This is a genomic window from Ammoniphilus oxalaticus (assembly GCF_003609605.1).
GTDB lineage: Bacteria > Bacillota > Bacilli > Aneurinibacillales > RAOX-1 > Ammoniphilus > Ammoniphilus oxalaticus.
On the sequence record NZ_MCHY01000008.1, the window covers coordinates 615,622 to 640,824 of the forward strand.

At 44.6% G+C, this 25,203-nt stretch carries 25 protein-coding genes; 16 read left to right on the forward strand and 9 right to left on the reverse strand.

Translation table 11 applies throughout. The annotated features are described in order from the left end of the window. Nucleotides 1–121 precede the first annotated feature (121 nt). The 4 genes from thiD (at nt 122) to BEP19_RS09400 (ending at nt 2,280) form a co-directional block, all read left to right on the forward strand. Nucleotides 122–916 carry a bifunctional hydroxymethylpyrimidine kinase/phosphomethylpyrimidine kinase gene (gene thiD, locus BEP19_RS09385; RefSeq protein WP_120189620.1) on the forward strand — a complete coding sequence of 265 codons (795 nt, stop codon included), beginning with the start codon at nt 122–124 and terminating at the stop codon, nt 914–916. After that, nucleotides 913–1,551: a thiamine phosphate synthase gene (thiE, locus tag BEP19_RS09390; RefSeq protein ID WP_120189621.1), complete on the forward strand. Its 639-nt coding sequence runs from the start codon at nt 913–915 to the stop codon at nt 1,549–1,551. Before thiD ends, thiE begins: the two co-directional genes overlap by 4 nt. 60 nt (nt 1,552–1,611) lie before the next feature. Beyond that, entirely contained in the window at nt 1,612–1,983 is a 372-nt protein-coding gene (locus BEP19_RS09395; protein ID WP_120189622.1) for a hypothetical protein, read from the forward strand. 96 nt (nt 1,984–2,079) lie between these two features. Continuing rightward, nucleotides 2,080–2,280, forward strand: coding sequence for a hypothetical protein (locus tag BEP19_RS09400; protein WP_120189623.1), 201 nt, complete (start codon nt 2,080–2,082; stop codon nt 2,278–2,280). 76 nt (nt 2,281–2,356) lie between these two features. On the opposite strand, the gene BEP19_RS09405 is transcribed toward BEP19_RS09400, so the two are convergent. The 3 genes from BEP19_RS09405 to BEP19_RS09415 form a co-directional block, all read right to left on the reverse strand. After that, nucleotides 2,357–2,836 carry a CcdC family protein gene (locus tag BEP19_RS09405; protein ID WP_342767406.1) on the reverse strand — a complete coding sequence of 160 codons (480 nt, stop codon included), beginning with the start codon at nt 2,834–2,836 and terminating at the stop codon, nt 2,357–2,359. Between the two features lie 126 nt (nt 2,837–2,962). Beyond that, nucleotides 2,963–3,178: a hypothetical protein gene (locus BEP19_RS09410; RefSeq protein WP_120189624.1), complete on the reverse strand. Its 216-nt coding sequence runs from the start codon at nt 3,176–3,178 to the stop codon at nt 2,963–2,965. A gap of 111 nt (nt 3,179–3,289) precedes the next feature. After that, a complete protein-coding gene (locus BEP19_RS09415; protein WP_120189625.1) occupies nt 3,290–3,532 on the reverse strand; it encodes a DUF1653 domain-containing protein in 243 nt (80 codons plus the stop codon). Nucleotides 3,533–3,700: 168 nt separating this feature from the next. Between BEP19_RS09415 and argJ the strand changes: the two genes are divergently transcribed. The 5 genes from argJ to BEP19_RS09440 all read left to right on the forward strand — a co-directional run bounded on the left by argJ (nt 3,701) and on the right by BEP19_RS09440 (nt 9,738). Beyond that, nucleotides 3,701–4,915: a bifunctional ornithine acetyltransferase/N-acetylglutamate synthase gene (gene argJ, locus BEP19_RS09420; protein WP_120189626.1), complete on the forward strand. Its 1,215-nt coding sequence runs from the start codon at nt 3,701–3,703 to the stop codon at nt 4,913–4,915. A 128-nt stretch (nt 4,916–5,043) separates the two neighbouring features. Further along, on the forward strand, nt 5,044–5,781 hold the full coding sequence (locus BEP19_RS09425) for a Cof-type HAD-IIB family hydrolase (protein ID WP_120189627.1): 738 nt from the start codon (nt 5,044–5,046) through the stop codon (nt 5,779–5,781). A 115-nt stretch (nt 5,782–5,896) separates the two neighbouring features. Beyond that, nucleotides 5,897–6,814: an ATP-binding protein gene (locus BEP19_RS09430; protein WP_120189983.1), complete on the forward strand. Its 918-nt coding sequence runs from the start codon at nt 5,897–5,899 to the stop codon at nt 6,812–6,814. 8 nt (nt 6,815–6,822) lie between these two features. Further along, on the forward strand, nt 6,823–8,736 hold the full coding sequence (locus BEP19_RS09435) for a vWA domain-containing protein (protein WP_120189628.1): 1,914 nt from the start codon (nt 6,823–6,825) through the stop codon (nt 8,734–8,736). Nucleotides 8,737–8,811: 75 nt separating this feature from the next. Beyond that, complete coding sequence (locus tag BEP19_RS09440) at nt 8,812–9,738, forward strand: MBL fold metallo-hydrolase (protein WP_120189629.1); 927 nt, start codon at nt 8,812–8,814, stop codon at nt 9,736–9,738. 51 nt (nt 9,739–9,789) lie between these two features. Here the strand turns inward: BEP19_RS09440 and BEP19_RS09445 are convergent, their stop codons facing one another. The 3 genes from BEP19_RS09445 to BEP19_RS09460 form a co-directional block, all read right to left on the reverse strand. After that, nucleotides 9,790–10,113: a DUF3846 domain-containing protein gene (locus BEP19_RS09445; protein WP_120189630.1), complete on the reverse strand. Its 324-nt coding sequence runs from the start codon at nt 10,111–10,113 to the stop codon at nt 9,790–9,792. A gap of 109 nt (nt 10,114–10,222) precedes the next feature. Beyond that, nucleotides 10,223–11,275, reverse strand: coding sequence for a calcium/proton exchanger (gene cax / locus BEP19_RS09450; RefSeq protein ID WP_120189631.1), 1,053 nt, complete (start codon nt 11,273–11,275; stop codon nt 10,223–10,225). A gap of 341 nt (nt 11,276–11,616) precedes the next feature. Then, nucleotides 11,617–11,997, reverse strand: coding sequence for a potassium channel family protein (locus tag BEP19_RS09460; RefSeq protein ID WP_120189633.1), 381 nt, complete (start codon nt 11,995–11,997; stop codon nt 11,617–11,619). Between the two features lie 512 nt (nt 11,998–12,509). On the opposite strand from BEP19_RS09460, the gene BEP19_RS09465 reads away from it, so the two are divergent. Further along, entirely contained in the window at nt 12,510–14,435 is a 1,926-nt protein-coding gene (locus BEP19_RS09465) for a heavy metal translocating P-type ATPase (protein WP_120189634.1), read from the forward strand. 311 nt (nt 14,436–14,746) lie between these two features. On the opposite strand, the gene BEP19_RS09470 is transcribed toward BEP19_RS09465, so the two are convergent. After that, nucleotides 14,747–15,892 (reverse strand): conserved virulence factor C family protein, encoded by a 1,146-nt coding sequence (locus BEP19_RS09470; protein WP_120189635.1) that lies wholly within the window; start codon nt 15,890–15,892, stop codon nt 14,747–14,749. Nucleotides 15,893–16,068: 176 nt separating this feature from the next. Here BEP19_RS09470 and BEP19_RS09475 point away from each other — a divergent pair, with 176 nt between their 5' ends. The 3 genes from BEP19_RS09475 (at nt 16,069) to purF (ending at nt 19,138) form a co-directional block, all read left to right on the forward strand. Continuing rightward, entirely contained in the window at nt 16,069–16,803 is a 735-nt protein-coding gene (locus tag BEP19_RS09475) for an MBL fold metallo-hydrolase (protein WP_120189636.1), read from the forward strand. 12 nt (nt 16,804–16,815) lie between these two features. After that, entirely contained in the window at nt 16,816–17,661 is an 846-nt protein-coding gene (locus BEP19_RS09480; RefSeq protein ID WP_120189637.1) for an alpha/beta fold hydrolase, read from the forward strand. 97 nt (nt 17,662–17,758) lie between these two features. Then, nucleotides 17,759–19,138: an amidophosphoribosyltransferase gene (purF, locus tag BEP19_RS09485; protein ID WP_120189638.1), complete on the forward strand. Its 1,380-nt coding sequence runs from the start codon at nt 17,759–17,761 to the stop codon at nt 19,136–19,138. 49 nt (nt 19,139–19,187) lie between these two features. Here purF and BEP19_RS09490 read toward each other — a convergent pair whose 3' ends face one another. Together BEP19_RS09490 and BEP19_RS09495 are read right to left on the reverse strand one after the other, a co-directional pair. Beyond that, nucleotides 19,188–20,540 (reverse strand): S-layer homology domain-containing protein, encoded by a 1,353-nt coding sequence (locus BEP19_RS09490; protein ID WP_120189639.1) that lies wholly within the window; start codon nt 20,538–20,540, stop codon nt 19,188–19,190. Between the two features lie 90 nt (nt 20,541–20,630). Next, nucleotides 20,631–21,791 (reverse strand): YheC/YheD family endospore coat-associated protein, encoded by a 1,161-nt coding sequence (locus tag BEP19_RS09495; protein ID WP_120189640.1) that lies wholly within the window; start codon nt 21,789–21,791, stop codon nt 20,631–20,633. A 107-nt stretch (nt 21,792–21,898) separates the two neighbouring features. Between BEP19_RS09495 and BEP19_RS09500 the strand changes: the two genes are divergently transcribed. The 3 genes from BEP19_RS09500 to glmS all read left to right on the forward strand — a co-directional run bounded on the left by BEP19_RS09500 (nt 21,899) and on the right by glmS (nt 25,194). Next, nucleotides 21,899–22,804: a 50S ribosomal protein L11 methyltransferase gene (locus BEP19_RS09500; RefSeq protein WP_120189641.1), complete on the forward strand. Its 906-nt coding sequence runs from the start codon at nt 21,899–21,901 to the stop codon at nt 22,802–22,804. Nucleotides 22,805–22,908: 104 nt separating this feature from the next. Next, on the forward strand, nt 22,909–23,220 hold the full coding sequence (locus BEP19_RS09505; RefSeq protein WP_120189642.1) for a hypothetical protein: 312 nt from the start codon (nt 22,909–22,911) through the stop codon (nt 23,218–23,220). Nucleotides 23,221–23,355: 135 nt separating this feature from the next. After that, nucleotides 23,356–25,194, forward strand: coding sequence for a glutamine--fructose-6-phosphate transaminase (isomerizing) (gene glmS, locus BEP19_RS09510; protein WP_120189643.1), 1,839 nt, complete (start codon nt 23,356–23,358; stop codon nt 25,192–25,194). The last annotated feature ends 9 nt before the right edge of the window (nt 25,195–25,203 follow it).

Sequence of the window (25,203 nt, forward strand, 5' to 3'; positions counted from 1 at the left end):
AGATTTGCTTTTTTTCGCTGGCTATTGAAAATTTAAAGCGCTTGTCCTATGCTTAGTTTAATGAATATTAAAGCAACAAGAAGCTTATAACAACACTGTTTTTGGAAGGAGTGTAGGTCAAATGATTGCAAGAGCATTGACAATTGCGGGTTCTGACAGCGGCGGGGGAGCTGGGATTCAAGCGGATCTGAAAACCTTTACAGTTAGAAATGTATTTGGGATGAGCGCCTTGACTGCGATTACCGCCCAAAATACGCTTGGGGTAGAGGATATTCACCCGATTCCTTTAGAAATGATAGAGAAACAAATTGAAATGGTGATTACGGATCTCGGTGTTGACGCTGTTAAGACAGGTATGATGGGGACGGCTCCCGTGATTGAGCTTGTCGCTCGAAAATTAAAGGAACATTCCGTAAAACAGTTGGTTGTTGACCCTGTAATGATTGCGAAGGGCGGCGCGAAATTGTTAGAAAATGATGCGGCTCATGCGCTGGTCACCGAATTGATTCCGCTAGCGACGATTATAACGCCGAATATTCCAGAGGCCGAAGTCATCTTGGAGCGAAAGATTCAGACCGTTGCTGATATGACGGAAGCGGCAAAAGCGCTTGTTGAACTTGGGGCAAAAGCGGCGATTGTCAAGGGGGGGCATTTCGAAGGGGATCCGACCGATATTTTATATGATGGAACAGAAATTTATACGTTCCCAGGAAAACGAATTGAAACAAGACACACGCACGGGACAGGCTGTACCTTTGCCGCTTGCATTACTGCGGAATTAGCGAAAGGAAATTCCCTCGTGGAGAGCGTCGAAACAGCGAAAGCGTACATTACGGCCGCGATTAAAGAGGAATTAGGATTAGGACAAGGGCATGGGCCGACAAACCATTGGGCTTACCAAGGTGAGCAATCATGATTAACTGGAACGTGTACCTTGTGATGGACCTGAAGGGGCATCGCGAACGAAGCGCTTATGAGATTGCCGCGGAGGCGATCGCAGGTGGCGCGGAAGTGGTGCAAATTCGCGAAAAAGAGCTGTCTCGCCCGCAATTTATAGAGCTGGCAAGACCTATTCGGCAACTATGCAAGGAACAAGGGGTTACATTTATTGTCAATGACTACCTAGATTTGGCGATCGAATTGGACGCGGATGGTCTGCACGTTGGTCAAGATGACTTAGCCGGTAATGAGGCGAGAAAAAGTTTAGGCAACGATAAACTGATCGGAATCTCCGCCTCTAGCATCAAAGAAGCAGAGATTGCGCTCGCAAATGGGGCTGATTATTTAGGCGTTGGCTCAATCTATGCTACAGCGACAAAAGCGGACGCAGGCGCGGCGGTAACACCTGCGCTCATTGAAGATGTTAGAAAGATAACAACCCTCCCTATCGTTGGCATTGGCGGGATCAAGCATGGCAACGCGGCGCCCGTTATTGTTGCTGGCGGCAATGCTGTCGCGGTCGTATCCGCGATTTGTAATGCGGACAATCCAATGGAAGCGACGCAACGATTGAAACAAGAAGTGACGCAAGCCAAACAACCAACACGGTAGGAACACCCTTAGTACCGAGTTCATACGATAATGAAAGCGGTTAAAAGGAGTGTCGGTTAAATGCGCTTAGGAACCTTTTTTAATTTGTTACTAGGCGCGGCTTTGTTAGCGGTCGCGATCGGAGGGTTTCTCCCCGCGTTGCTTGATGTTTTCGGGGTTGATGAACAGCAAGAACAAAAAATGGCAGAATCGGTTGTAGAAGAGGCGGCTTGGTGGTATGTGTTGCATCAAGGTCAACCGCTGGAAACAATGCAAACGGAGCAAGTAAAGGAAGCGTTAATTCCTGATTATTTAAATAAGTGGCCGGGGAAATACCCGATACAATGTGAAATAGACAGCAATGGCAATATAAATGTAAAGACAATAAAACATAACACAACCTGGAAAGAGCGGATCAGACATTTATTTGCGGGGGAAATAACCTTGCGGTAGATTGTTTGACCGTTTTTTTTATGAAAGGGTTGAATTTTTATAAATGATAATGTATATTTAACACAATGCTAAGGGATGAAATGGGGGAAAGGTTTTATGAAGGCGGAAAGTAATAAGGATAAAAATCTTCAAATAAAACAGGAAAGTGAGCTCTTACGTCAATCCCTGCAAGAGGCAACGGACACGATTGAATTTATGGTGAACTCTTTAATGTGGAGCGCTGAATATAGAGTGTTAGCGCAATCCAAAGAGAAATTGTGGAAATTGAAAAAAGTCTTAGAAACGATCCAAAACTAACAAAGTTTCAGTAAATTAAAAAGCTTTTGTCCAGTGTGATTTCATCTGGACAAAAGCTTTTTTAAAAAAAGGACTATCAGGCTGCTTTTTCAGTTAATGAGCGTTGCAGTTGTCTATAACGAAAAGCCATTGCAATTCTCCAAGGAAAAATCATACCGACAGCAAGTAGGTAGAACAACCCTCCCGTTTCGAAGAGGGAGACATGTTCACCAACATACACTTTTGCAGCGAGACGAACGAGCAACAATCCGATCAGAATAAATGCAAAAGCTTTGGAACGTTTCATAAAAATTTGATCGCCTCTTAATTCAAACTTAGAGGTTAGAATAAGCGGTATCGAGAGGATCATTCCCATAAAAAGTGATTCTAGGGCAAAGATTGCGTCGACTCTCGTTGGTGGATAGAGGAACATCATCGAACCCGTGCTCATAAATAGAGGCGGTAGTATGATTTGCTTCATTGAGGTCGGTCTATTCGCTCTTCGCAATCGAATCGTTAAAACAATAAAGGCCATAAGAATACTGCCTATCGTAGCAATGACAGTAAAAATGTTCAATCTACCTTTTCCTTTCTTTGAAAATCAGCTAATCTACTAATATTATAGCAAAAAAAATCAACTTGGTATGTTTAGAAAGATAATTAATGTGTGCACAGTAAAATAACTTAGCCGATAATGACTAAGTTATTCGTCTGGATCATCATTACCGACAGCATGTTCGATAATGACATCACCAATTAAATATAAATGACCATCACTCCCTAAGATGACGAGCGGACGGGCGCATTGACTACAGACCATAACTAATCCGTCTTGCATGACCTGGTCTGTGATGATAATGTTATCGTACGGGGAGCAAGGACATTGTAGTACAATCATCCATTCTCTTTGTTGTCCCATTTGCAAGTTCCCCCTGCATGCCGCCATGATTTTAATGTATCATATGCGGCGTTGGAAGGAATCGGTTCCTAAACAAAGGATAACCAGGCGTTTGTTTAGCGGATCTCACTTTTAGAGCGAATGCCCGCTGCGGTCCCACACTTTTCGATAACGAGGGACCTTCTTCCCGTCGAGTTCAACTGAACCAATGAACATCGATAAAGGTCGAACAAAGACGACTTCGCCATCACTTTTGTAGATGACCATTTCTTCAGTTGTTTCCGTATGGATCGCTCGGCCGACAATCATATATAAATTGCCTTTGTAACTTTGAAAGACATCTCCTGCTTCCGGCTTCTCGATACTGTTTACCATACTTGAACTCCTACCTTTATAATCTAATTTACAATAGTATAAAGCCTGTTGCTTTAAAGCACAACACCGTTAAAGTGAATTGAAAAGAAAGCGGTTGTATTAAAATTTTAAATATAGTATAAATATACATATGATTACTTTTTTCAGAAGTTAGGGGAGAACCGTTTTATGATGAAGATCGTGGAAGGAAGTATTGCAAAGCCCAAAGGTTTTTTAGCAACTGGATTACATTGCGGCATTAAAGAGAGCGCTGATTCTTTAGATTTAGGTGTCGTGATTAGCGAGCAACCGGCTGTTTCCGCCGCTGTTTATACGACGAACTTGTTTCAAGCGGCTCCTTTACATGTTACCAAACAGTCTATTGAGAAAAACGAAGGAAAGTTGCAAGCTGTCATTGTAAACAGTGGGAATGCGAACGCTTGTACGGGGGATCGCGGCTGGAATGACGCGCAAGCGATGCAACAAGCGGTAGGAGAAGCTTTTTCAATCCCAACAGAAATGGTTGGCGTTGCTTCAACGGGTGTGATTGGAGAATATTTACCGATGGATAAGATCCAGGCTGGAATTCGCCAATTACCGCCTCATGTGTCGGAACAGAGTGGACCGCTTTTTTCTAAAGCGATTTTAACGACAGACTTAGTTGAAAAAACAATTTGCGTGGAATTATCAATTGATGGTCAAACGATCACAATCGCCGGAGCAGCGAAAGGTTCAGGGATGATTCATCCGAATATGGCGACCATGCTATCTTTTATTACAACGGATGCGGCAATTGAGCCTGTCTTTTTGCAACAAATATTAAAAAAAGCGACAGATGAGAGCTTTAATATGATTACAGTCGATGGAGATACGAGCACAAACGATATGGTTGTCGTGTTAGCAAACGGACTTGCGTCTAATGTGATGTTGACCGAGCAACACCCTCAAGCGGAAGCGTTCTATGAAGCCCTATGTTTTGTGATGCAAGATCTAGCGAAGAAAATCGCCCGTGATGGCGAGGGCGCGACAAAGTTAATCGAAGTTGAAGTGAGGCAAGCTCCTTCTATTGAAGCAGCTAGGCAAATTGCCAAGTCTGTGATCGGCTCCAGTTTAGTGAAGACGGCCGTGTATGGCGCGGACGCCAATTGGGGTCGAATCATCTGCGCGGTTGGCTATAGCGGGGCCCAGATTAATCCCGATCTTGTCGACGTTTTACTCGGTGAGATTCAAGTGGTTAAAGCGAGTTTTCCTGTTCCGTTTGATGAAGGATTAGCTAAAGATTACCTTGAACAAGAAAATGTAAAAATCGTGATTGATTTACATAGCGGGATTGAAGGGGCGGTTGCCTGGGGATGTGATTTAACATACGACTATGTAAAAATTAATGCGAGTTATCGCACATAAGCTAAGGTTCCTTTATCGCGCTACATTTGGTAAAGGAACTTTTTTTGCAGGTTTAATTGATTCGATTGGGAATATGATATGATAAGGGAATATTTGGGCGGATAATCGATGAGAGAGGGGGAGCAAATATGAGTCAATGGCAACTGGTTGCCTTAGATTTGGACGGGACCTTGCTTGACCCTGCGGGAACGATTTCGAGCGAGAATAGAAAATGGATTAAGATTGCTCAGCAATCAGGACTCGAAGTTACGATCGCGACAGGACGCCCATTAAGAATGATGAAATCTTTTTTGGATCTGTTGGAAATTAGGGCGCCTTATGTCGTCGCCAATGGCAGCGAAGTTTGGGCGCCGCCTAACCAACTGTTGGAACGTCATCTGTTTGAAACGAAGGATATCGAGTACCTGTTACAATTAGCTAAAGAATATGGGACTCACTTTTGGAGCTCTGTTGTCGATCATGTGTTTGAAACGGGCCAGTTCCCAGATGATGCGGGTCGATATCAATGGTTAAAGTTTGGTTACCAAAGCTCTGATCAAAAGATAATGAAAGAAATTTGGGATCGTCTGCATGCGCGCGGTAATTTAGAAGTGAGTAGCTCTGATCCGACCAACATTGAGGTTAATCCGTATGGGGTGACAAAGGCGACGGGGTTGCAAACAGTTTGCGATCAATTAGGCATCCAAGCGGAGCGCGTAGTCACGATTGGAGACGGGTTAAATGATATATCGATGATGCGTTGGTCGGGGATGGCGATCGCGATGGAAAATGCGCGGCATCAGGTAAAAGCGGTTGCTGATCGGCAAACGGTTCACCATGCAAAGGATGGGGTAGCCGCGGCGTTACGCGCATTATTACGGGACTAATTCTTATAAGTCATCTAAATTGATCCATCGACAACTGTATTTGTTTCAGGGTTGCTTTCCATTTTTTGAGGAAGGCATTTTTTTTTGAGTCGCTATGTTGATTGGACAAGCTGTCATGTATAATAGTTCCCAAAGCAGCAGAACAAGGGGTGGTAAAGTGGAGATTGCAAAACATTTATCTCATACAGTGAAAGATTTAATTCAACAAAGAATAACGACGGCTTCGTCAGAGTTTGATTATCTGATTGGAACAAGCGGTTATACGCCTCCAAATGATGAGATCGTGATCGATGCGGTTACTGCCTTGGCGTTGGGTAAAAACATATTGTTAAAAGGTCCGACGGGCGCGGGAAAAACGAAATTCGCGGAGACGTTGTCTGCCTTGTTTCATCAGCCGATGCATATGGTCAATTGTTCCGTCGATCTAGACGCGGAAAGTTTGTTAGGCTGGAAGACGTTAGATTATCAAGAAGATCGTCAAGTGATCCAATTCGTGCCAGGCCCTGTTATTCAAGCAATGAAGAATGGGCATTTTTTATATATAGATGAAGTGAATATGGCAAAACCAGAGACGTTGCCCCTCCTAAACGGGGTGTTAGACTATCGGCGAATGATTACGAACCCTTTTACATCTGAAGTCGTGAGCGCAGTCGATGGATTTGGTGTGATTGCGGCGATTAATGAGGGATACATTGGCACGGTTCCGTTGAATGAAGCGTTGAAAAATCGGTTTATCGTGATCGAAGTGCCTTATATTCACGGAGAGCAGCTGAAAAACTTGATTCAAACGAGCGCTAACTTACAAGATGAGAAGATGATTGATTTGTTCGTTCGGTTTTCTGCAGATCTCGTGTTTGCCGCCAGTCAAGGACAAGTTTCGGAAGAAGCGGCCTCGATTCGCGCGCTCCTTGACGCGTGTGATCTATGCGCCTATATACCACCAAGCCGCGCGATCAAACGGGCGATTATTGATAAGATGGATGAAGAACAAGAGCGGAATTTTATTGCGAATTTAACAGAGACACTGTTCTGAGGCCGCCGATGAAATACATTGTACTTGATGATAAAAAAGTGGACACAGCTCTGTTTTTACAGTTGCAGGATTTAGCCTGTGTGTTGTCGCGGACCGAAGATTTAAAATTTAAATTCGATTTCGGTCATTATGTAGATTTACGTCACCGTGTCATTACTGCGAGTCGTTTCTGGGATCGTTTACCGCAACAACAAATGGAAGCTGGGTTGAAAACAGACCTCTATCTTAGAGCGATCGGAACGATACAACATACAGATTATGCTTCGTTTCAAACAATGCATCGCTTTTTAGCTCAGACCCATTTAAGAAGATTTGGCGCCGCTCTGTTTACGTTATTGGAGGATCTCAGATTAGAGGAGCATTGTAAGCGTGATCGCCCAGGGACAGCGAAGCTATTTCAAGCGCGCAGAGACGAATATTATCGTTATTTTGAAAGTCAGTTGGCCGTCAATCAAAACCGTGGTTTTGGATTAGACGCGCTGTTTTGTCTAATATATTTGACGTTATATAGCGCAATGCCGATGTTGTCGCGTCAAGCCCAGTCAGAACAGGCTATCCAGCTTGAATGGATCAGCCCGTATCTTTATGAGAGTTTCGATACCCAACATACGCGGGACGTTACTTTGCTTGTTGAAAAGATTATCTCATACTTGTTGCCATATTATGAGCGGGATTGCGTCAATGAATATTTTGTTGCCCCGTTCAGTGGATTTGACGTAACAGACCCGGGCGTGACAATTGACGATTTAAAACGCAAGCGTTCGCTTGAAAATGAGGATCTGCTTGATCGCCCTTCAAGAGGAGAAGAAGCGGAGAGGGAAAAGATGCCAATGTGGCACCGTGAACAGAAAGCGGATCAACAAAATCAATCATTTCTATCTTTTGAAATGGAAAGCGGAACGAAAATTCCTTTATTAGGGGGAAGCGCGCGGGAGACAGAAACGGGAGATCAAGTATTGGCGTCGGTCCAAGGGAAAGCGAGCGCGGCCTCAGGAAACGAGGATACTGAACAACAATTGCAACAAGAGTTGGATTCACAAGGAAACAGCAAGCGTGAACCGTATGGACGCGAAAATAGAGATGTGGCTCTTTTCTTTAAAGTGGCTCGGAAACCAACTGAAGCGGAGCAAACGGCTTATCAAGAAATGTCGCGTGAAGTGGAACGACATATCCGAAGCTTAGCGAAAACGGTGGAAAAAACGATTGAACATAAGAGAACAGATCCTCTTGGGGAATTGATGTTAGGCAGGCTCTCCAAAAGATTGCTTCCGCTCGTATTTGAACCGATCCCGCGCGTCTTTTACAAAAAGCGTAATGAATCGCGAACAGTGGATGCCACGTTTACTTTGTTAGTGGATTGTTCCGCTTCCATGCATAACAAAATGACGGATACAAAAAAAGGGATTACCATGTTTCATGAGGTATTAAAAAAATTGCGCATTCCGCATGCGATTATCGGTTTTTGGGAAGATGGCAGCGGTGTAAAAAAAGGTTATCAGCCAAATTACTTTCACATGATTCAACAATTTGAACAATCAATTTACGTTCAAAGCGGCGCGGAAATTATGCAGTTGGAACCGCAAGAGGACAACCGCGACGGACTGAGTGTCCGCGTGGCCGCGCGGCAGTTGCAAAAAAGACAAGAAAAACATCGGTTTTTGCTCGTTTTTTCAGATGGGGAACCGGCGGCTGACGGCTATCATCAAAACGGGATCGTGGACACAAAAGAGGCAGTGCTGGAGGCAAGGAAACAAGGAATTGAAGTGATCGGTCTATTTTTATCGGATGGAATTGTTTCGGAAGTAGATCAGAAAACAATGCGTAATATTTACGATAAAGAGCATCTTGTCATTCCCGCGATTGAGCAATTACCGCAACAGTTTGCCGCGTTATTAAAACGACTGTTGTTGAAAAGCATCTAAAACGTGAAGAAAATTTATTTCCGTCTAATCGAACATACTAAGCGTATGCGCTTTTGATGGAGGGACGGAAGAACGATGGAAAGAATACGCTTTGCAAATCTAGACCAAGTTTCCAATATGAAAACATGGGATCATTTCGTTCGCTGGCAACAGTCAAGACGGACCTTGGCAAAAGATTATTCGTTCGTGATCGGTCATCATGATCGAATTGATCTTCAATTTCTATATATGAATCGTGAAAGGCCAACGGTAACATGGATTGGTCATTCTACTTTTTTAATTCAATTAGGCGGATTAAACATCGTCACAGATCCTGTCTGGTCGAATCGGATGGGCATGCATCTTCGTCTTACTCCGCCTGGGATACCCATTCAAGGCATGCCTGAAATTGATGTTGTGCTCATTTCGCACAGTCATTATGATCACCTTCATTTTAAATCGATTCGGGCATTGCGCGGAAACCCGCTTTTTTTAGTGCCAGCTGGCCTGGGCGTGAAATTTAAGAATAAAGGATTCTCGCGCGTGCAAGAATTCAATTGGTGGGAAGGCCAGCTTGTAAAAGAGACTTATTTTTCATTTGTGCCAACTCAACATTGGTCGAAAAGAACACCGTGGGATACGAATCGTTCGCTATGGGGCGGATGGGCGATCGATGACAATCTATTCGGGCGATCGGTTTATTTCATGGGGGATAGCGGCTATTTTTCCGGATTTCATGAAATCGGAAATCGCCATGAGATTGACCTCGCTTTGGTCCCAATTGGCGCGTATGAACCTGAGTGGTTTATGGGTCGACAACATGTCTCTCCGGAGGAAGCGGTGCAGGCTTTTATCGATTTAAGGGGTAAAACGTTTGTGCCGATGCATTTTAATACGTTTAAACTAGCCGACGATACGCCGCAGGAAGCATTACTTCGGTTGCGGGCAGAGTGGCGACGGAGGAATTTGTGTGAATCTAAACTTAAAGTACTTAGATTAGGCGAAATCCTAACGTTGCATTAATTTTGTAGAAAAAAGACAAAAAGTCTGACCCAATGCGCGGGCCAGACTTTTTTATTTATACATGCGCGCGCTAGCAAAATAAGCATGGATCTGTTCAATCTGTTGTTCCGTTAAGGAGGTAGCTTGGTCGTCTTGCATGGCAAGCATAACAGAAGGACCGTATACCCAGTCATGAGCGCCTTCTGACTGAATCGTAAAGTTATGCGCTTTAACGCCCCTTGCCTCTTCATTGACGAGAATGTAAATACCCGGTAACTGATCATCCTCCGTCAATTCAAATTCCCCTTCCATCAGCTTTTCAAGATCTTGGACCGATTTAACTTCTCGCGGGTCAGCTTGTTCTTGGCCTGGAAGTTTTAACATAATTTTAATCATTTGTTTGCCCACCTCTTCTTTTTACTCCATCATACACGATCTTTCACGCGGAGCGCGGCGGAGATGTGTTCTTCTTTCGTGAAAAAGCGTTAGGTCGCGCAAATTCCGATTATACGAAATAGAAGCCAGCCCCTAAGATCATGTAGACAACGAGCAAAAGGATCCCTTCAAACCAATTCGTTTGCCCATCGCTCGAAATAGACACGGCAATAAAGGTGCCGACGCCAATTGCGACAAGTTCATGCGTTGTAAACACGATATCCATTGGCGTCCCAAATAAGTAGCTAATAAATACAATCAGCGGGCCGACGAATAGCGCGATTTGCAAACTGCTGCCCACCGCAATTTCAACTGATGTTCCAATTTTATTCTTTAACGCCATAAATATCGCAGCGCTGTGCTCAGCGGCATTCCCAACGATGGCAATGACGAAGGCTCCGATAAATAAATCGCTCCAACCTAATTTATGAGCGACTTTTTCCACACTTTGCACTAACCATTCACTTTCGACGGCAACTAAAGTCGTGGCGACGATCATGATGATGATTGCGGTCCGCATTGACCAACTTGGCGGTTGTTCGCAGTCTTCCTCGTCATCCGTGTTTTCTAATTCTTCTTTGTGGGTAATCATCGAAAAAACAAGCCACAAAAGATAAGCGAGGATTAAACTTGCGGATACGATTAAGCTAAAAGTGTGGATTTGTTTGACCTCTAATCCGTTGGAAAAAGCAGCAGGCACGAACAAAGCGATGACTCCGAGCAGCATCATCGATGCATTTTGGCGCGCTAACAAAGGGTTGAATGTTTGTTGTTTATATTTCAGTCCGCCAGCCAACAAACTTAAACCGAGCACGAGCAATAAATTTCCAATGATTGAACCGGTAATAGACGCTTTGACAATATCAAACATTCCTCTTTTAATCAGGAAAATGGCGATGATCAATTCGGCGGCATTGCCGAAAGTGGCATTTAAAAATCCGCCGATGCGATCGCCAGCGTAATGAGCGACGGTTTCGGTCGCTTTGCCGAGTAACGCGGCCAAAGCGATGATCGCCAGTGAAGTCATCGCAAATTTGACGCCGATGGATGGGATCCAATAGTGAGCAATCGCGCTCGCAATCGTCGTGATCGCAATAAATCCAAAAAAGAATTTGTTTTTCATGATGAATCGACCTCATTCCTATATCGACAAGGACAAGTTTATAAAGGGAGACTTGTCCTTTTTTGGATAGATTCGTACTATTTAATATCTCCTTCCCAGCCTTTTTGTTGCAATTGTTCTTGAAGTTCTTTTTTTGTTAGTTTTTTAAGGGGGACTGTCCAAGCTCGCGTTGAGCGTATGTATTTAGGTTCGGAATTTGTCATCTGTTTTAAGAACTCAAGCACATCTATATAGGGTCCGTCTTCATAGAAATAAAGTAATTTATCAGATCTGGATAATTTGAACTCACCGATATATCTCCCCAATTTTTTCACCTCAGTGTTTAGTATAACCAGTTTAAGCTAGGAACCATCATTTTCCTTTGTAGATGATTTAAGCATTAATTTTTCGAGTGAATTTGATGGAAATAGAATATATTTAACGACGAGCGCGGGCGGGAGAATGAAGCCGAGCAGCGCTTCAATAATTGCGACTCCTTTTGACCATCCTAAAGGAGTAACATCTCCGTAACCGACGGACATCAGCGTAATCGCGCTGAAATAAATGGAGCGAGATAAGCGATCAAAACCTTGGTTTTGATGGGTTTCGCTCGCGTAATGGTCGACGATCGGTCCGAGTTGGAAGTAGTCTAAAAACAGATAGAGAAGTGAGAAACTGAGGACAATATTCAGATAAAGTATAAATAAGGAAGCTAGGTTATAAATAAAAACTTTCTTGTCCAATGGGTTTCTCCTTTCTTCGTTTCGAGTGATACTTATATGTATGAAGATAAGAAGAATATTATTTTGTGTTTGGACAAGAAAAAAGGAACCCACAAGCGAGTGGATTCCTTTTAAGGTTTAACTTTATTTATCGTATGTATCATGAGTGGATAGGCGACAAGTAATCCGGATAATAAAATAATTTCTAATGTTTGTAAGTCCAATAGAGCGCACCTCTATTCTTTTATAATTAATAATCATTATCAATTACAATTATAGCGAATGAGTAAATGATTGTCAATCTCAATTAGAGTTTTTTTTGTCTAATTTGTTTACAAAAGGGTGGAAGCAGCCTATAATTAAAAGTGAAGTTGCCCTAGCGCAAATTACAATTACGTTGTATTGTAATTGTTTTGAATATAAGAGAAGTGAATATTATTTTTTCCTTGGTGCTGCTGTCCATTTGGACAGCAGCACGCGTACTTTAAGGGGGAAATAAATGAAATTCATTATCAAGGAGGGGGGATGTAACGATGAGCGCAAACGTAAAAGAAAAGGTTCAGGAGCGTGATCGGCGTCAAGAAGAAGGGATTGACGTCGCGGCTTGGTTTAAACAACATGGCGAGAGTGTCGCCGTGATTGGCAGCGGGGCGCTTACACTGATGGCTTGGTTGTTGTCGGGTCAATCGCAGCTGTCGGTTGGACTATTCTTGTTGGCTTATATTATCGGTGGATATGCCAAAATGAAGGAAGGTATTATAACGCTCGTTAAAGAGCGCGATTTAGATGTTAATCTATTGATGTTGCTCGCGGCAATCGGGGCGGCAAGCATCGGTTATTGGTTAGAAGGGGCCGTTCTGATTTTTATTTTTGCGGTGAGCGGTGTCCTAGAAAACTATACGTTGGCGAAAAGTTATCGTGAGATCGCTTCTTTGATGGATATGAAGCCAGAGATGGCTGTCCGTCTTATTGACGGTCAGGAACACGCGGTAAAAATAGAGGAATTACAAGTCAAAGATCTCGTCATCGTCAAACCAGGTGAACGGATTCCAGCAGATGGGATCGTGAAGGATGGGGTGTCGTTCGTTGATCAAGCAATGATTACGGGTGAGTCTGTTCCTGTTGAAAAAGCAACAGGCGAGGAAGTTTTTGCCGGTACATTGAATGGGCAAGGCTCGCTCATAATTGAGGTAACAAGTTCAAGTGAGTCAACCTTATTTTCCAAAATTATTCGGATGGTGCAAGAAGCGCAAAGTGAAAAACCAGCTTCACAACAGTTTATGGAAAGATTCGAATCGACTTATGCAAAAAGTGTGCTTGGGATTACCGTTGTTTTAATCATGATTCCACCATTTGTATTTGGCTGGAGTTGGACCGAGGCCCTTTATCGAGCAATGGTCTTTCTCGTTGTCGCTTCGCCTTGCGCCCTCGTTGCTTCCGTTATGCCTGTTATTCTTTCGGCAATCTCTAGTTCAGCAAGGAAAGGGGTTTTATTCAAAGGTGGAGCCCATCTGGAGATTCTAGCGGAGATTAAAGCAATTGCGGTAGATAAAACGGGTACGTTGACCCTCGGTCGTCCTCAAGTGACGGATATTCATGCGTATCAAGGTTATGAGCGGAACGATATTTTACGAATTGCCGGAGCGATCGAAATGATGTCGGAACATCCAATTAGTCTGGCGCTTATTGAGAAGGCGAAGGAAGAAGGGATTGAGCTGATTCGTCCTAATCAAATGCAATCTTTTCCCGGGCGAGGGGTCGCCGCGGAATATGAAGGATTGAACTGGAAAGTTGGGAATGCTGACTTTGTTGGATCCGAGTTGTTTGATGAACAGACGCGCGAACGAATTAACGAGTTGGAAAAACAGGGTAAAACAGTCATCTATCTTACAAATCATGAGGGATTAGCGGGTCTGTTTGCGATAAAAGATACGATTCGGTTGGAAGCAAAGGAAACGATCGCCCAATTGAAAAACCTGGGGATTGCGGTTGTGATGTTAACAGGGGATCGTGAAGGAACGGCTCGCGCGATTGCCGATGAAGCGGGCATTGATGAAGTATACGCTGAAATGCTTCCCGCAGATAAGGTGGAAAAAGTGAAGGAGATGAGACAGAAATACGGTCAGGTTGCGATGCTTGGCGACGGGGTAAACGATGCCCCCGCGCTTGCGACCGCGTCGGTTGGGATCGCGATGGGGATTACAGGCAGTGACGTCTCCTTGGAAACGGCCGATCTGGTGCTTGTGCATGATGATTTAGTAAGATTACCAGGGGCGATTCGAACAAGCCAAAAAGCGCGCAGAGTCATCAAGCAAAACATCGTTTTTTCACTCACAGTGATTTTTCTGCTGATCTTATCTAACTTTTTCCAATTTCTAACGTTACCGCTTGGGGTAATCGGACATGAGGGCAGTACGATTCTTGTCATTTTGAATGGCTTGCGGTTGTTGAAAAGTTAAAGAGCAAACAGGCGGGGGCGAGATTGTTGCGTGATTTAGCCCTCAAGCGTTAAATATATCGACGGTTACAGCCTTTTTTCCTTATTGGAAAGGGGGCTTTTTTTATGCCCGAAGTCTCCGCTTCACGCAGTCTCAACAATGCGCGCCAAATAACACTCAAATGAGTCCAAAATTAACAAATACTTGCATCAGCGCGCTATTTCATTCCCCTTAAACAGAAAAGAGCCCCGATAAATAGATCAGGGCATCTAATATAAATTTTGAATAAATAAAACGAGAATGAAGTTCGCTTTATTTATGCCTTTCTTTTATTATGGTCTATCGTCGGAATCATTTTGATCTTCTTGCATTTTTCTGCTCATCTGTTGCCAAATCGTTCCACTTGCAGCTTCGCCGCGTTCGATTCTTTCCATGGCGAGTCTTGCTTGTAAACTTACTTCGAATTCAGGATCATGTTGGGCTGCCTTTAAATCTTCAAGCGCAGATTCGTCGCCAACTTCAAACAGAAAGCGAGCGGCTCTCCAGCGAACAAGCTTGTTTGAATCGGATAAACTCTCGATCATTGCGGGAATGGCCGCGGGATCTCCAATATCAGACAAGGCGTCTCCCGCCGTCCGTCTGACGGCTGCTGATGAATCCCGCAGCGCCTTGTAGAGGTGCGGCAATGCTTCCGGCTTTTCGATCATTCCTAAATAGACTGTGGCAAGCCTGCGAATCGATGTTTTTGAATCGTTCAAAGCGTCGGCTAGCAGAGGGATGTCTTCGACCGTTGGGTCGATCTTTTCCAAGGCGGCAAATCGTTTTTCCCAGTCGGGATGTTGCAAGAGACTCTCCATTTCGCTTGGAGATAATGTTTCAGCGGGTGTTTCAGGCTTTTCGCCCAACGCTTGCGCCAAGAGGCTTTTGATCCGTTCGTCATCATAAGCGGCTTCGAGTTCTTGGACGACCTCTTCGCCAATTTCTTTAAACGTCCCGTAGCGTGGGCCTTGCTCTTCCCAGGTTCGTTCCAAAATGTAGTTTTCCCCGGTTGATCTTAGTTTCATGACGGCTTTGCTAAATCGTTCAGCAAGTCCGAATCTCGTTTCTTCTGCGCCGGAAACGAGTTTTACTTGCGATGGAATGCCTTTAAACATTTGGATTGATACTTGAATTTCCCCGAATGTATCGGCCGCCGATTGAGTTGGGTCGGCAGTAGTTAAGCTGGAGCCAAAAATTGCGCCGACTTCGGCCAGAATATCGCGCCAATCCGCGCGGGGATGGCGTTCTATTGAAATGAAGTCTAGTACTTGGAATACGCCCTGGACTCCTTTGATTTGGAGCAATTTTTGGATTGCTTCAGGAGCGTTTTCCTTTTTTTCTGTTGTAAAGTTTCTCGAGACCCCTTCCGGCAATTGTTCATCCACATTTAATTTCATCACATTGGGACTAGGGGTTGGTTCAACGGAGAGAATGTTCATATTTGATAATTTCCTCCTTATTATCGTGTTCGCGGCCCTTCAGCTCGAACCTGCTATTTATGATATACAATATAGATTGGAAGGCACAAGTAAATAAGCACATTATATTTCTCATTCATGTAACAGAACAGAATCGTTTATACTAATAAAAGGAATCGTGGAAAGGAAGATGATCGTTGAAATTAACTTGTCTTGGGCAATGGGGAGCTTATCCGAAGGCAGGATCGGCTAATTCTTCATTCCTTTTAGAAGAAGATCACTTCCACCTATTGATTGACTGTGGAAGTGGGGTTCTCGCTCAATTGCAACGTGTACTGGCGATTGAACAATTGGACGCGTTGATCTTATCGCACTATCACCATGACCATGTCGCGGATTTAGGTTGTTTGCAATACGCGATGATGATCCAAAAACAGTTAGGCTACAGAAATAAAGCGCTACCGATCTATGGACATGGGGTGGGTGATAGTAAGTTCCATTCACTAACCTATAAACAATATACTGAGGGACTGCGCATTGTTGCAGAAGAATCGGTTAAGATCGGACCCTGGAAGATTGAATTCCAACCGACACGCCATACGGCCTATTGTCTAGCAATCAAATTTATCGGAAGTAAGCGAACGCTCGTTTACTCGGGGGATACAGGGTGGAGCGATGAACTGATTGAATTTGCGCGAGGAGCGGATACACTCATCTGTGAAGCAAGCCTTTATGAAGAACAGCATGGACAAGTTCCCGGTCATTTGACAGCCCGTGAAGCGGGTCAAATCGCTGCGGCGTCAGGTGTTAAGCAGTTAATCCTGACCCACTTTCCGCATTATGGAGATCATCGGGAATTGCGCGCGCAGGCGCAGGCCGTCTTTTCAGGGGAACTTGAACTAGCTCAAGAGATGAAGATTTGGGAGTGGTAGGAAGGGGATCGTATGCAACAGGTAGCAAAGCCGACTGACTGTGTGTGGCAAGGAAAGTATATTGAACTTGACGGGGTTCGGTTGCATTATATGGAGAGGGGGACGGGACAACCGATATTGTTAGCGCATGGACTGGGCTCATACTCTTATACTTGGAGGCATAACATCGATGCCTTAGCGTCCCGTTTTCGTGTCATTGCGGTCGATTTGAAAGGGTTTGGTTTTTCTGACAAACCGGACAAGCCTGGCTATTCATTGGACGCTTACGCCCAATCAATAAAAGAGTTGATTCAAGCATTCGGATTCGGTAAGGTACATTTTATAGGAAGTTCGATGGGCGGAGAAATCGGGTTACGCATTTGTTTAGATACTCCGCAATGCATAGACAAGCTTGTTTTGATTGGAAGTTCTGGTTATCGTGATCGGTTGTCGCCCTGGATTAAACTTGTTTGCCGCTTACCGTATCGTTTAGGTGTTCGCCCATTTCTTAGACGACGCTGTACGAAACAAATCTTAGCGGATATCGTGCGAGCGGCTTTTTACAATCCGAGAGCGCTGTCTGATGAGGAACTTGATCGTTATTTGGCCCCCCTTATGGGGGAAGCGGTCGAACGCTCGTTTCTGCGTCTATTGAGGGAATTTGATTTCGGTAAAAGAAAGGCGGATTATGATCAGATATCGCATGAAACATTAGTTTTAGCGGGGGAACATGACCATGTCATTACCCGTGAAGATTCAATGCGACTAGCGGATCAATTGCAGCATGCGACGTTACACATAATTCCGAAAACGGGGCATTTTATGCATGAGGAAAGGCCAGAGCTTGTCAATGAACTCATATTGAAATTTCTTAACTAAATGTAGCTGAGCCGCTGACAATGTCACTGTATTTAAAGGGACTTCTTAGGTTAGGCCAAGGCATAAGGGAAAGTCGTTTTGCTAGGAAGGAGAAAAAATGATGTCTTCATCTGAAATGAGAGAAAAGTGCGGCGTCTTTGGTGTTTTTAATCACCCATTGGCAGCGGATCTAACGTATTACGGTTTACATGCTTTGCAGCATCGGGGCCAGGAGAGCGCGGGGATTGTCGCCAGCGATGGCGAGAGGTTTCACTTTCATAAAGCGCTTGGGCTCGTTACCCACGTTTTTACGCGTGATATTTTAGATCGGCTGCGCGGAACGATGGCTATTGGACATGTGCGGTACGGTTCAGCTGGTGAAAGCGGAGGGCAAAATTCCCAACCGCTCGTGTTTAAATACCGAGCAGGAGATCTTGCTGTTGCCCATAACGGAAGTCTTGTCAATGCGGCCTATGAACGGGAACTGTTACATCAACAAGGCAGTATTTTTCAAACGGCAACAGATACAGAGGTCATCGCCCACTTGCTTGCCCGCTCGGCAAAACAGCATTTTAGCGAAGCGGCCCCTGAAGTGTTAAAAAAGATACAAGGATCGTTCGCTTTATTAATGATGACTGAAAAGCAATTGTTTGTCGCTCTGGATCGACATGGACTGCGACCGCTTTCATTAGGTAAACTAGGCGATGCGATTGTTGTCGCTTCAGAGACATGCGCCCTGAATGCGGTCGATGCCACTTATTGGCGTGATGTGGAGCCAGGTGAATGGTTATTAATTGATGAAGACGGTATTCAGACAGGGCGTTTTGCAGAGGCGGAGAAAAAGTCGTTATGCTCATTTGAACTCGTTTATTTTGCGCGGGCTGATAGTAAAATTGATGGGAAAAGTGTGTTGGCTGTTCGCAAAGAATTAGGACGGACTTTGGCCCGAGAAAGAGCGGCTGATGCGGATATGGTCGTTGCTGTCCCAGAATCGAGCGTGCCGGCAGCGCTTGGATACGCGGAACAATTGGGGATCCCCTATGAATTGGGATTGATTAAAAACCCTTATGTCGGACGTACTTTTATTGAACCGACGCAAGATTTGCGCGAACTGGCTGTCCGCTTAAAATTAAGCGCGGTCCGCGAAGTGATTGAAGGGAAGCGGATTGTGCTTGTCGATGATTCGATTGTGAGAGGAACGACGAGTAAACGGATCGTTGGGTTGTTGCGTGAAGCGGGAGCGAAAGAAGTGCATGTTCGGATTAGTTCGCCAATGGTAAAAGACCCTTGTTATTATGGAATTGATATGGCGGACAAAGAGGAATTGCTAGCCAACCGTTGGGCGGAAGAAGAAGCGATGGGCGCGTCAATCGGCGCGGATAGCTTAGCCTTTTTGAGCGAGCGGGGAATGTCAGATGTTTTAAACATCGGGTTGTCCGAAGGCTCTCATCATTGTTTGGCTTGTTTTAACGGTCAATATCCAACCCAGCTTTACTAAAAATGAAATGTTAAAAGGAGCCGCAGCAGCGACTCCTTTTTTTTACTTCCTATGATTCGTCTTCAAGCGTTTCTTCGTCTGTCTTTAGCTCATGGTCGGATGGCGTGTCGCCAAGTTCAACATTGGCCTCTTCCAGCATTTCCTCAAACGTTTTTGCATTTTTCGCTTCTTCTGGAAGAACAACTTTTTCTACTTGATTGTAGTCATACATGGTTCCTTCTTGCTTAATCTGCATTTTATCAATTGGTAAATCTTCATTCGCTAATTGACCCATTTCAAATGTAATTTCTTGCGATAGTTTTGTAGGTAGTTTTGATGTTTCATCGATCCACATCACGCCTGATAGCGACAAGTCACCCATTTCAGGAACGGATTCTAACTGGGCTCCAAGTTGCTCTTCAAATCCATCTGGTAATGATTGTCCAATCATCCCCATCAACTCTTGAAAGGAAGTGAACCGAGAACGATAGCCAATTTTTCGTGTTTGTGCGTCACCGAGCGCTTCCGTCCCTAAATCGCGGTAGAATACATTTTTATTATCGAGCAGGGCTTGGTTGACGCCGACACTGTCTTTTTGCATTTCCATTAATTGTTCAAACGTAAACGGCATCATTGTACCATCCATTTTGATCCAAGCCACTTCACCTGTTTCAGGGTCTGGCATTTGCATAAACATGCCTTCGGGCGTAATATATTGTTCTATTTTCATATCGGCCAATTCCTCAGGCAGTTCAATGCCGTCTAATTGTCCTAAATCAACAACTGTCGTCAGGTGAATTCCGTCTTCAACATGATACTCCATCTTTACGTCGGCATTCATCGACAGTTCATTTTGATTGTTCATTTCTGGAATGTTTTCCGAAAAGATCATTTTCATCTGTTGTTTTAAATCAGATCTAAATGATTTTTGTTGTAGTTGAACCTCGGCGGAATCGATCATCCATTGGTAAGCTCCCGGATCAGACTGAAGCGCTTGTTGAATCGCCTTTTTCGCTTCATCATCTGTCAATGTTTTGTTCTTAAACTGAATTCCGTATTCTTTATTAAAAATTTGCTCAGCTTGATTAATAGAAATGCCGAGCGTTTTGGATAAAATAATGTACGCTTCTTGTTTTGAAATCGGTTTGTTCGGTTGAAATGTTCCATCCGGATAGCCAACAATCACTTTTCGCTGTTGGAGAATGCCTACACTTTCCGCGTAAGGCGAGTCGGTCGTTACATCGCTAAGTAGGGTGATGTTTTGATTTGTCGCTGATAGGTCAAGTTGCTTCACAACGGCTTTGGCAAATTCACCTCTTGTGATTCCCGTATCTTGAGCAGAAGCGTTAACGCCACCTGCAAATAAACCTGTTACCATAACCGTAGAGAGCGATAAGGCCAAAAATCCTTTTCTAAAATTCAATCGTATCTCCCCTTTCACGTTGTATTGACGTTTAAAGGTTAGGGAAGTTTCGTGGAAATTTGCGTAAATATGAACGATGAAGCGAAGGTCCTAAGGAGTTGTAGGACCTTCGCAATCGGATGCGTCGATTTGATTTTGGACTGGCATGATGTTATCGGATGTAATGACTGTTTCTTTATTTGTTTGCGCGAGATGCATCGCATATTGAATCGGACGTTCAATGGATTTACGGTAAAGCTGCTTGTGTCCTAATGTTTTAAAAATTTCCCGACCGGGTTTTGGATTGACCTCAATCAGCCAAATTTTTCCACCCACGTCGATTCCTATGTCTAGGCCAAATTCTAGCATTGATCCGAAATATTGTTCGATCACCTGCACAACTTGCATCGCCAATTCCTGACATTCCTCGTAAATTAGCTCCGTCTTTTCAGGGCCGAAGCGGCTCAACATTAATTTTTTAAAAGGGAGGGGTTTCCCGCCGCCTTGTAAATTAGATGTTGGACTGCCAATCGGCCCGACCCGCGCGCCAAGTCCTGTCACTTGCCAATTGCCATGTTCGTCTTTTTGAATTAACAGTCTCGTATCGGAGACGCGTTGCGGCATGAGTGATAAATCGAGTCCTTGCTGGATCATGAACGGCCCATTACGAATCTTTTCTCGTTCTACCCAGTCTTTTAGACGGTTAAGCAAAGCGCGCTTAGAGCGGAAATGAGCGGATTTTTTCGTTAGATTTTTGGCGCGGCCGAGTAAATGAAAGCCGTCTTTTTTCTGTTCTATTTTAAGAATACTGCGTCCGCCGGTGCCATTGCCAGGCTTCAAGTAGACGATTCGAAATTGGTTTAACATTTCCGCAAGCTGATTCGGTGAGTATGCGACCGTTTTAGGGATCCAGCGTTGCAGAGATTCCTCTCTCGCAAAAAGTTGTGTCGCATTCCATTTGTTCGTGTAGGAGCTATTCGCGTACGTAAATAGTTCCTTCTGTTTGCGCAACTGCAAATAGCCGTCGACCCCTTTGCGGCAACGATCGATGACGACGTCAGGCCAAGGATACGTTTGCGTTTGCCATCTACCAACTGCAACAGGGGTAAACCCTCTAATGATTCTCTTTTCGAGATGAACATCCTGGTAAGCAAATACGTAAGCAGTCGCCCCTAACTTTTCAGCGGCTTGAATCAGTCTTCTTAAGTAACCTGGTTCTTCAAATCTAGCGCCTTCTCGCCAAGTTAAAATTCCAATAATCGGTTTTGTCATGAAGAAGACAGCTCCTTCAACTAAGCATTTTGTTTAGATTATGCAAAAACGGGCAAATGGTGAGGTATAATCTCAAGGTATAGAATATAGAAGGAAGGGCTTCGACTATGTTACATCAATTTACAATCAACGTTCGCTTACAGGACGTGGAAGCAATGATTGAAAAATTAAATGCGGCGGGAATTTATTATACGCATTATGAAACGCCGATTGCTGTCACGGTCACAGAATACGGCTATGACTTTTATGAACGAGATGAAGCGGAAATTGCCTTACATATTTATGCGGAAGAGGATGATGGGGCGGACTTGCCTGAATCGTATTTCGTCTTGATTCAACAGACGTTGATGATCGCGCGTGAGGCGATTGCTCACGCGCTGATGGACGAGCAAAGCTGGGAGTACGAAGCGGAAGAGATCGAGTTGGGTAACGGCTGGGTGATTGGTCTGCCCGCTGATGACATGGAACCATCAGAAACCGCTTTGAAAGGAGCGCAGTTAAAGAGAATTAACTTTGACCCACAAGGGGCATTTGGAACGGGGTTGCATGGGACGACCCAAGATTGTTTGCGGCTTATTTTAAAGCGGGATTTCACAGGGCAAAAGGTGGCCGATCTCGGAGCGGGTTCGGGCATTTTAAGCATTGCTGCTCGGTTGCGAGGCGCGGCTTCCGTGTTAGCGGTTGATATTGAATCGGTTCGGGAGCAAATCTTGTACAATGCCGCGTTGAATGGAATGGACGAGATCGAGGTGATTCAACAAGACATATTGGGTAAAGACGCCACTTTTTCGGTGGATGGCTTTGATTGTTTGTTCATTAATATTGGCGGGGAAGAAACGCTGCAATTTATTGAACATCAGCGGGTTCTGAATCATACGCGGGTAAATTTTTTGATCTCGGGCTTAGTTGATTGGAGCGCGGACAAAACGCTTGCGCCTTTTCTACAGGCTAATTATCGGATTGAAGAACGACTGCGGAGCGATGAATGGGTGACGGTTTATTTGACAAGGTAGGGGGAGTGTGAGCCCATCCCGCTACACAGTAGGCGAGGAACCATACAAAAGCGTTTGCTGTGGCGTATCCTGTTAACGAGTATGAACAAACAGGAGGGCTGTGTGTGAAGCGAAAAACTTTTATACGATATGTCAACAACAATCCTGAGTTAAAACAATGGCTCGTCGAAAATGAAGAGTGGGTTGCTGCCAACCCGAAAGCCATGAAACAACTGATTGATCGTTGGTACGCCATGTCTATGAAGCGAGGCGGGAATCGCACCCGTCTACGGCGCGCAGGGATTGGCTTGAATAAAAAGATACAATTGCCGAAGATGGATCTCGATATGATTTCGAATGCGACACAACAATTAACGAGAACGTTGGACATGTTTGAAAATATGAAAAATATTGTTGGCCTGTTCGGGCTAAGGTAAATTCAACGGGTGACAGATAGCGGCGATTTATGACTATCATCACCCGTTTTTTGTTTGAGTCAAGAGGCTGAGAAGTTCGCTCAGACGAAAATACTTAGCTATAATAAAAGGACAAAGTAAAATGGGGTGAACGAAGTGAGCGGGATCGTTGGATATGTCGGTACGCGAAATGCGCAGCAGATATTGTTAGATGGACTAGATCAATTAGACTATCGGGGCTATGATTCTGCGGGCATTTTAATTTCTGACGGAGAGCGTCTCGGATGGAGAAGAGCGACGGGACGAATTAAACAATTGCGCGATCTGTTGCTTCGAGAACCTCTCCAACAAGGAACAATTGGAATGGGTCATACGCGGTGGGCAACGCATGGAGCGCCGACGGACAACAACTCACATCCACTGACAGGGTGTGACGAACGATTCTTTGTCGTTCATAACGGAATCATTGAAAATTATATGGAATTAAAGCGAGAACTAGAGAAGCAGGGGCACCAATTTACGACCGAAACGGATACGGAAGTGATTCCGCATCTACTGGAAACGCGTGATACAGGCGATCTAGAAGAAACCGTAAGGGTGATCTTACCCCTGTTACGAGGATCTTTCGCGCTGGCTATTATGTCCAGCGAACAACCCAATACCATTATCGCTGTTTCGCAAGATAATCCGCTCGTGATCGGTTTTGGCAGAGGTGAGGCTTTTTTGGCTTCTGATATTCCCGCGCTCATCCCGCATACAAAGGAAATTTACCCAATCAAAAACGGTGAAATGGCTATTTTGTCCGATACGAAAGTCAAAGTTCGCGGGCTCGATGGCGAGGCGCTAGAAGCGCGGCCAACAGTAATTGAGTGGGAGCGGCAAGATGTGATGAGAAACGATTATCCTCACTATATGTTGAAAGAGATCTTTGAACAACCGAGAGTGATCGAAGCGCTTCTGCAAGTTCATTTAGATGAGGCGGAAGTTTATCTCCCAAAACTAGCGGAAATTTGGGAGAAAGAGCCTGATTTTAGTGTGGAGCGCATTTTCATCGTTGGCAGCGGGTCATCGAATCACGCGGGGTTGATCGGGAAAAAGATGATGGATCGCTGGCTTGGGATTCCAATTGATGCTTGCTCTTCATCTGAGTTTTTAGACGATCATCCTCCTTTAGGACCTGGTCATCTCGTCATTTTACTTAGTCAATCGGGTGAAACAGCGGATACATTGTCCGTATTGCGAACGGCAAAACAGCATGATTGCAAAGTGTATGCGATTACCAATACGAGAGGCGGCACGATTGCTCGCCAAGCCGATCAAATTTTGTATATGAAGGCGGGGCCAGAGTTAGCGATCGCTTCTACAAAGGCGTACACGACCCAGCTAACCTGCCTAGCGCTGCTCACGATCGGACTGGCTGAACGATTAAAGGTTGGGATTGATGTGGAAGAAATGACAGAATTGTTTGCCGCATTACGCCGATTACCTGTTGATGTTGAGTCGACGCTGATCATGACCCAAGATGCGATTGACCAATTCGCTGAAGTCGTCTTTGACCAAGAACATCTTTTTGTCATCGGGCGCGGACTTGATTACGTACTGGCTTTGGAAGCGGCTCTTAAGTTGCAAGAAATATCCTATCTCCACGCCGATGCTTACCAAGCGGGCGAGTTGAAACACGGCACAATGGCGTTAATTACACCAGGCATGCCAATCATTGCCCTAGCAACCCAACAAGACGTCTTTTCGAAAATGGTCAACAATATTAAAGAAGTGAAGGCGAGGGGAGCGTTTGTGATGGGTATTACGGCGATTGGCGATCATCAGATTTCGGAAGACGCCGATCAAGTGCTGTATATTCCCGAAACCCATCCGTGGTTGATGCCGATTCTAGCGGCGATTCCGCTGCAATTGCTTGCCTACTACTCTGGCGTTGTGCGCGATCTCGATGTTGACCGTCCCAGAAATCTAGCAAAAAGTATGACGGTAGAATAAAGGAGGTAG